8 protein-coding genes are annotated in these 7526 nt (G+C 70.4%); all 8 read right to left on the bottom strand.

Translation table 11 applies throughout. The features are described from left to right. Nucleotides 1-131: 131 nt before the first annotated feature. Nucleotides 132-653 (bottom strand): nitroreductase/quinone reductase family protein, encoded by a 522-nt coding sequence (locus AC1DU4_RS11270; RefSeq protein ID WP_477839826.1) that lies wholly within the window; start codon nucleotides 651-653, stop codon nucleotides 132-134. Between the two features lie 111 nt (nucleotides 654-764). Beyond that, nucleotides 765-1823 carry a ferrochelatase gene (locus AC1DU4_RS11275; protein WP_477839828.1) on the bottom strand — a complete coding sequence of 353 codons (1059 nt, stop codon included), beginning with the start codon at nucleotides 1821-1823 and terminating at the stop codon, nucleotides 765-767. Nucleotides 1824-1858: 35 nt separating this feature from the next. Continuing rightward, nucleotides 1859-2656: an NADH-dependent enoyl-ACP reductase InhA gene (gene inhA, locus AC1DU4_RS11280; RefSeq protein ID WP_072844791.1), complete on the bottom strand. Its 798-nt coding sequence runs from the start codon at nucleotides 2654-2656 to the stop codon at nucleotides 1859-1861. 52 nt (nucleotides 2657-2708) lie between these two features. Next, on the bottom strand, nucleotides 2709-3446 hold the full coding sequence (gene fabG1, locus AC1DU4_RS11285) for a 3-oxoacyl-ACP reductase FabG1 (protein ID WP_477839830.1): 738 nt from the start codon (nucleotides 3444-3446) through the stop codon (nucleotides 2709-2711). Nucleotides 3447-3518: 72 nt separating this feature from the next. Beyond that, entirely contained in the window at nucleotides 3519-4499 is a 981-nt protein-coding gene (locus AC1DU4_RS11290) for a VWA domain-containing protein (protein WP_477839832.1), read from the bottom strand. After that, nucleotides 4496-5431, bottom strand: coding sequence for a DUF58 domain-containing protein (locus AC1DU4_RS11295; RefSeq protein WP_072844842.1), 936 nt, complete (start codon nucleotides 5429-5431; stop codon nucleotides 4496-4498). Before AC1DU4_RS11295 ends, AC1DU4_RS11290 begins: the two co-directional genes overlap by 4 nt. Nucleotides 5432-5502: 71 nt before the next feature. Then, nucleotides 5503-6687, bottom strand: a complete 1185-nt coding sequence (locus tag AC1DU4_RS11300) for an AAA family ATPase (protein WP_477839842.1) — start codon at nucleotides 6685-6687, stop codon at nucleotides 5503-5505. Nucleotides 6688-6787: 100 nt separating this feature from the next. Next, a partial coding sequence (locus AC1DU4_RS11305) for an NlpC/P60 family protein (RefSeq protein ID WP_477839834.1) occupies nucleotides 6788-7526 on the bottom strand: 739 nt, incomplete at its 5' end.

Here is a 7526-nt window from a genome sequence, read left to right on the forward strand (position 1 = left end):
ATCATCATGCACCGAGGCGCGCCCCAATACCACCCCCGACGTGCAGAAACGTCAGATAGGAGCTGTTCCAGTCAGCGCGACGCGAAGGACACCTTCGGACAGGGGACGCAGTCAGGTCCGGCGCTGCGGATCTACCGCCGGCCTCTGGCACCCCCGCTGCGGGAGAGCCTGAAGACGGGGATCTGCCGCCCGATCGACGCAGCCTTGACCCGGTAGTCGTGGTACCCGGCGTAGACCCGCTCGGCGAGCGCGTACAAGCGCTCGTGCTCGTCGGTCCCGGTGATCGCCGTCGCCACAAATCGCTCGCCGCCGAGTTGGCACTCTGGGTGCGCGACCAGGTTGTAGTACCAGTGGGGGTGTCTCGCTCCACCGTAGTTGGACGCGATCAGGATCGGATCGCTCCCGTCGTGGAAGTAGGACACCTGCACCTCGCGAGGCAGACCCGACTTGGCGCCGGTGGTCCCGAGCGGAGCCGACGGGAGCGACCAGTCCCGTGACGGCAGGCGCCCGCCGGTGACGCGGTACACCCACGGGTCGGTGCGGGAGGCGATCTTGCGCACGTAGAGCTGTCCGATGCGGGAGCGCCCGAAGCGTTCCGTGGCCTTGTACACCGGGCCGTGCTTCTTGGCCGGATCGACGTATCGCAGCGGCATCCTCAGATCATACGCCCAGGTCAGACCCCTGCAATCGGAGTTCCGATCGGGCATCGCGGGACCGGCCGCGATCGATGGCACGGCACCCGGTCGACCGCAACGTCGGCCAAGCTACGCCTGGCGACCGGGCCGGCGAGCCGGTTCGCAGCACGCCGTCGCGCACAGCGCGCCGTTCAGCCCGGCGCCGTACAGCGGCTCGCCGCCGAGCCGGTCCGGGGCGTCTCCGCTCAACTGCTCGCGCACCAGCGCCGTGACCAGTTGGGCAAACCGGGGATCGGTGCCGGGCGTGCCGGCGCGGACGTAGCCCAGACCCAGCTCCGCGGCCTTGTCGCGGGCCTCGGTGTCGAGGTCCCAGATCACCTCGAGGTGGTCGGAGACGAAGCCCACCGGGCACACGATCACGGCCTCGGTTCCGCCGGCCGCGAGCGCGTCGAGGTGGTCACAGATGTCGGGTTCGAGCCACGGCACCTGAGGCGGTCCCGACCGGGACTGCCAGACCAGGTCGTGGTCCGCCACGCCCGCGGCCTGCGCGCACAGCCGAGCCGCCTCGGCCACCTGGCGGCTGTAGAGCCGGCCGCCGTCGGCGGGCGGGCCCGCGCTCGCGTCCGCGGACACGGGTACCGAGTGCGCGGTGAACACCAGACGGGCGGCGTCGCGCTGCGACGGCGGAAGCTGCGCCCTGGCCGCCGCGATCGCGTCCGCGAAGGCCGCGACCAGCAGCGGGTGGTCGTAGTACTGGCGCAGCTTCCGCAGCGTCGGCGCCCCGTCGCCCACCGCGGCCCGTGCCCGCAGCACGTCCTCGTGGTACTGCCTGCACCCGGAGTAGCCACCCCACGCCGAGGTCGGGAACACCAGGGCCGAGCGGACACCGTCGTCGCGCATGCGAGCGACGGTGTCCTCGACCATCGGGTGCCAGTTCCGGTTGCCGAAGTAGATCGGCAAATCGATTCCCGCACCGGCGAACTCGGCCTCGACCGCGGCGATGACGTCGCGGTTGAGCCGGTTGATCGGCGACACCCCACCGAAGTGCAGGTAGTGCTCGACCACCTCGTCGAGGCGCTCGGGCGGCACTCCCCTGCCCCTGGTCACGTTCTCCAGGAACGGGCGGACGTCGTCGGGCTTCTCGGGCCCGCCGAAGGAGAGCAGCAGCAGCGCGTCGAACTCAGTCATCTCCGGAACCGTCGTCGTGTCGAGATGGGATCCGGTCAGCCGACCATCGCGTGGAAACCGCCGTCGACGTAGATGATCGACGCGCTGGTACCGGGCAGCCAGTCGGAGAGCACCGTGCACACGCTCTTGGCGACCGGCGTCGGGTCGTCCACGTTCCAGCCGATCGGGGCGACGTCGTCCCAGCCCGTGTTCAGCTTGTCGAGCTCGGCACCCGGTCCGGTGCTGTCGCCGGCGATGGCCTTGGCGGCCAGCGTCTTGATCGGGCCCGCAGCGACCAGGTTCGAGCGGATGCCGCGGACGCCGACCTCCTTGGCCACGTACCGGTTGACCGCCTCGAGGGTGGCCTTCGAGACACCCATCCAGTTGTAGAACGGCATCGCGCGCGACGGGTCGAAGTCCATGCCGACGATCGAGGCGTTGTCGTTGAGCACCGGCAGCAGCGCCTTGGCCAACGACGCGTACGAGTACGCCGAAACCTCCAGCGCGGTCGAGATGTCGGCCCAGGGCGCGTCGAGGAACGGCGCACCCAAACCGGATCGCGGCGAGAACGCGATGGAGTGCACGACGCCGTCGATGCCCTCGGGCGCGAGCTCACGGACACGGTCCGCCAACGTCGCGAGGTGCTCGTCGTCCTGCACGTTGAGCTCGACGGCCGGCGGTACCGGCTGCGGCAGCCGCTGCGCGATGCGGTCGATCAGGCGCAGCCGGTCGAAACCGGTGATGATGACCTTCGCGCCCTGCTCCTGCGCCACCTTCGCGACGTGGAACGCGATCGACGAGTCGGTGATGATGCCGGTGACGAGGATGGTCTTGCCTTCGAGCAGTCCGCCCATAGCGCTTCTCCTGTGATGAAAGTCTGTGTGTGGGTGATGTATTCGGGCGGGGCTAGTGGCCCATGCCCATGCCGCCGTCCACCGGGATGATCGCACCGGAGACGTAGGCCGAGTCCTCGGAGGCGAGGAAGCTGACCACGGCCGCGACGTCCTCCGGCTTGCCCAGACGCTGCAGCGGGATGAACTCCTTGGCCTTGTCGCGCAGGTTGTCCGGCAGCTCCGCCGTCATGTCGGTCTCGATGAAGCCCGGGGCGACCACGTTGGCGGTGATCGACCGCGAACCCAGCTCGCGGGTGACCGAGCGCGCGAGACCGATGACTCCGGCCTTCGACGACGCGTAGTTGATCTGGCCGGGGCCGCCGCCCAGGCCGACCACCGATCCCAGGAAGATCATCCGGCCCCAGCGGCCGCGCAGCATCGCGCGGTTGGCGCGCTTGGCGCAGCGGAAGGCGCCGGTCAGGTTGGCGTCGATGACGCTGGTGAACTGCTCCTCGGTCATCCGCATGAGCAGGGTGTCGTCGGTGATGCCCGCGTTGGCCACCAGCACCTCGACCGGGCCCTGGTGCGCCTCGACCTCCGAGAACGCCCGGTCCACCGACTCCGAATCCGTCACGTCGCACTTCACGCCGAACAGTCCCTCGGGAACCCCGGAGCCACGGTGCGTGACGGCGACCTTGTGGCCGTCCGCGGCGAGGCGCTGGGCGACCGCGAGGCCGATGCCGCGGTTGCCTCCGGTCACGAGCACGGAGCGGGACGGGGCAGCGTTGTTGGACGCAGGAGGGTTGGACATGCGATCAACCTATCTGTTCATGTTCGACTGGCGGGGTTGGGTCGGTGCAAATTGTGATCGGTCACCGCGTGGTCACGGCAGGCGTTGGCGCAGAACCAAAGCCGTCGCAAGACCGGCGGCGGTGCACAGTACCCCGAGCACCAGCCACGGCCGACTCGCATCGCCACGGGTGGTCTCGAAACCGATCTGTTCCTCGAGCGTGTCGTAGACCTTGCGCAGTTCCTCGAGGCTCGACGCGGTGAAGAAGCTACCGCCGGACAGCCTCGCGATCTCACGCAGCGACGGGTCGTCGACCGGCACCGCTATTCGGTCGTCCTCGATGTCCACGGTGCCGTAGCGGGTGCCGAACGAGATCGTCGAGATCGGCACCCCCTTCTCCTTGGCCAACTGCGCCGCGGTGTAGCTGCCACGCGGGTCGGTCTCGAAGTCGGGAACGGTCTGCTTGCCGTCGGAGAGCAGCACGATCCGGGCCGGCGGGGCCTGGTCGCCGCCGCCGAGGACGGCGCCGAGGGTCTCGATGGACTGCAGCGAGGTGAAGATGGCCTCGCCGGTCGCGGTCCGCTCGGCCAGGGTGAGGTGGTCGATCGCGGTCTTCGTCTCGTTGCGGTTGGTGGTCGGCGAGACCAGCACGGAGGCCGTCCCGGCGAACGCGACCAGCCCCAGGTTGATGCCCGGGGTGAGACCGTCCGCGAACGACTTCGCCGCCTCCTGTGCGGCAGCGAGCCGGGTCGGTTCGACGTCGGTCGCCTTCATCGACAACGACACGTCGATCACCAGGATCACCGTCGCGCGGTTGCGAGGGACCCGCTTGTCTGTCGTCGGGCCGGCCAGCGCGACGGTGAGCAGCAGCAGCCCACACAGCACCAGGGCCGTCGGCAGGTGCCGGAGCCGGCCGGGCTGCTTGGGGGCGACCCGTTCGAGCAGTTCGAGGTTGGTGAAACGCAGGACGTGCTTGCGCCTGCCGCGTTGGACGACGACGTAGCCGACGGCCATCGCGGCCACCACGACAGCGAACGCCAGCCACCAGGGCGACGCGAAATCCGTGAGACTCACCGGCGGGGCACTCGATTCACCCGAGCACCATAGCTGTGCCGACGGGCCGCCACGAAGCGCACGACGTCCGCGATCCAGTCGCGGTCGGTACGCAGGCTCAGCACCGACGAACCGCAGCCGTGCAGGGTCTGTTCCACCGCCCGGCGGTGGGCCTGCGCCGCGGCGGCGAAGTCGGCCCGCAACTCGGGCGTGGTGTGGAACTCGCGGGTGCGGCCGGTCTCGGGGTCGTGCAGCACCACGTCGCCGAGGTCGGGAAGTTCCAGGTCGCGGGGATCGAGCACCTCGACGCCGAGCACGTCGTGCCGGCCCGCGATCGCACGCAACGACCGCTCCCAGTCGAGCGGGCCGAGGAAGTCGCTGATCACCACGGCCAGCCCGCGCCGGCGTTGCGGCCGGCGCAGCGACTCGATCGCGCCGCGCAGGTCCCCCCGCACCCCGTCCGGCGCGTGCGGCGTCGTCGCGATGGTGCGCAGCATCGCCTGCGCGTGCAGCCGTCCGCCGCGCGCCGGGATCCGTACGGTCCGCTCGCCAGTGGCCACGATCGCACCGATCCGGTTGCCGCCACCGCTGGTCAGATGCGTCACCGCGGCCGCGGCGGCCACCGCGAGGTCACGCTTCTCCGCACCCACGGTGCCGAAGTCGAGGCTCGCGGACAGGTCGATCACCATCCACGTCTCGAGCTCCCGGTCGGCCACGGACTGCCGCACGTGTGGGTGGGTGGTGCGGGCGGTCACCGACCAGTCCATCTGCCGGACGTCGTCCCCGGGCTGGTACTCGCGGGCGTCGCCCGGCTCGGTGCCGGGGCCCGGGATCAACCCGAGGTGCTCGCCGTGCAGCACCCCGTCCAGGCGCCGACGGACCGTCAACTCCAGGGTGCGTAGCGCGGCCGCCAGCTGGGGGTCGCGCAGTTGGCCCGAGCGGAACGAGGGCAGCCCCGCCGAGGAGGACGACCCCGCCCCGCCCGGACGGGCCGCCGACGGGGCGGCGTCACCTGCCGAACCGGTCACCGCTGCTGGCCACCGACCGCCGCGGTCGGGCCCGCCGGGTTCTGGGGCGCCGGGCCCGACCCTGCCGACGGCTGCTCGGACGCAGCGGCCGGTGCGGGCGCGGACGGGGCCGTCGGGGCCGGATGCTGCTGCACCGCGCCGACCGAGTGCTGTTGCGGCGCACCGTTGGCCGCCGGCGGCGCACCGTTGGCCGCCGGCGGAGCCACAGGGGCGACCGGCTGGGCCGCGACCTGGGGCAGCCCGACGGTCTGCAGCACCCTGTTGATCACGTCGTCGGGCGAGACCTCGTCGGCGAGGGCGTCGTAGGACAGCACCAGTCGGTGCCGCAGCACGTCCGGAATCACGTCGAGCACGTCCTGCGGCACCACGTAGTCACGGCCGCGGACCATGGCCAGCGCCCGCGCCGCGGAGATGATGCCGAGGGTGGCGCGCGGCGAGGCCCCGTACGAGATCCAGCCGGCCACGTCGGTCAGTCCCAGGTCGGCGGGCGTGCGGGTCGCGGCGATCACCCGGACGACGTAGTCGACCAGGGCGTGGTGCACGAACACACCGCTGGCCGCCTTCTGCAGGCGGATCAACTCGTCCGGGCCCAGCACCTGCTTGGGCACGGGCACCTCGACACCCATCCGGTAGACGATCTCGCGCTCCTCCTCGACCGTCGGGTAGTCGACGAGGATCTTGAACAGGAAGCGGTCCCGCTGGGCCTCGGGAAGCGGGTAGACACCCTCGTTCTCGATCGGGTTCTGGGTGGCCATCACCAGGAACGGGTCGGGCATCGGGAAGGTCTTGCCGCCGATGGTCACGTGCCGTTCGGCCATCACCTCGAGCAGTGCGGACTGCACCTTCGCGGGCGCACGGTTGATCTCGTCGGCGAGCACGAAGTTGGCCACCACCGGGCCGAGTTCGGTGTCGAACTGTTCGCGGCCCTGCCGGTAGATGCGGGTTCCGATCAGGTCGGTGGGCACCAGGTCCGGGGTGAACTGCACCCTCGAGAACGACCCGCCGACCACCGTCGCGAAGGTCTCCACGGCCAGCGTCTTCGCGACACCCGGCACGCCCTCGAGCAGCACGTGGCCGCGGGCCAGCAGACCGACCAGGATCCGCTCGATCAGCCGGTCCTGACCGACGATCACCCGCTTGACCTCGTAGATCACCTTCTCCAGGAGTTGCGCATCCGGCATCGCGCCGGCCCCGTCCGCTGAGGTCACCAAGAATCCACCGCTTTCACATCGATCGCACCCGAACTCACCCGCGTCTCCCGGACCGGGAGCGAGAAGGAGGTCAGGCAACCATTCGGACCACGTAGGGGGTCATACCGCTCCACCGGACGGGCGAGACCTTGACGACCGAACCCGACTGCGGAGCCTCGAGCATCTCCCCGTTGCCAAGGTACAGCGCGACGTGCTGGCTGGCATTGGGCCCGTAGAAGATCATGTCGCCGCGCTTCATCTCCGACGTCGAGACCTGTTCGCCGGCGGTGTACTGGTAGCCGGTGTAGTGCGGAAGCGAGACGCCGATTCCGGCGAAGGCGTAGATCATCAGGCCCGAGCAGTCGAAGCCGACCTTGTTGAAGTCGCCGTAACTGTCCGCAACGCCGCCGTCCCGGATGCCGAGCGTCGGACCGTTCTCGTCGCCGCCGCCCCAGGCGTAGGTGATGCCCAGCTGCGCCATGCCTCGGTCGATGACGGTCTCGATCGCGGCGCTTCCCGAGACCGTCGGCTTCGGCTTGGTCGGCTTCGGCGTCGTCGGCTTCGGCTTGGTGGGCTTGGGCGTCGCCGGCTTCGGCGTGGTGGTCGGGGTGACCTCGTCGGTGTCCGAGTCGTCGGTGCCGGACGTGTCGGTGCCGGAGCCGTCCGTACCGGAAGTGTCTGTGCCCGAGGTGTCCGTACCGGAGGTGTCCGTGCCCGATTCGTCGGTCCCCGAGGTGTCGGTCTCGCCGCTCGGCGGGTCGTCCTCGATCTGGGTGTGCGCGCGCTGGCCCTCGGCCAGTTCGCGGGCCCGGGCCCGGGCTGCCTCGTTC

The organism is Rhodococcus sp. P4_F5 (assembly GCF_056401315.1).

Excerpts from the sequence above, each read along its gene's own strand:
- AC1DU4_RS11270 (WP_477839826.1), bottom strand. The coding sequence starts at position 653 with ATGCCGCTGCGATACGTCGATCCGGCCAAGAAGCACGGCCCGGTGTAC.
- AC1DU4_RS11275 (WP_477839828.1), bottom strand. The coding sequence starts at position 1,823 with ATGACTGAGTTCGACGCGCTGCTGCTGCTCTCCTTCGGCGGGCCCGAG.
- inhA (WP_072844791.1), bottom strand. The coding sequence starts at position 2,656 with ATGGGCGGACTGCTCGAAGGCAAGACCATCCTCGTCACCGGCATCATC.
- fabG1 (WP_477839830.1), bottom strand. The coding sequence starts at position 3,446 with ATGTCCAACCCTCCTGCGTCCAACAACGCTGCCCCGTCCCGCTCCGTG.
- AC1DU4_RS11300 (WP_477839842.1), bottom strand. The coding sequence starts at position 6,687 with ATGCCGGATGCGCAACTCCTGGAGAAGGTGATCTACGAGGTCAAGCGG.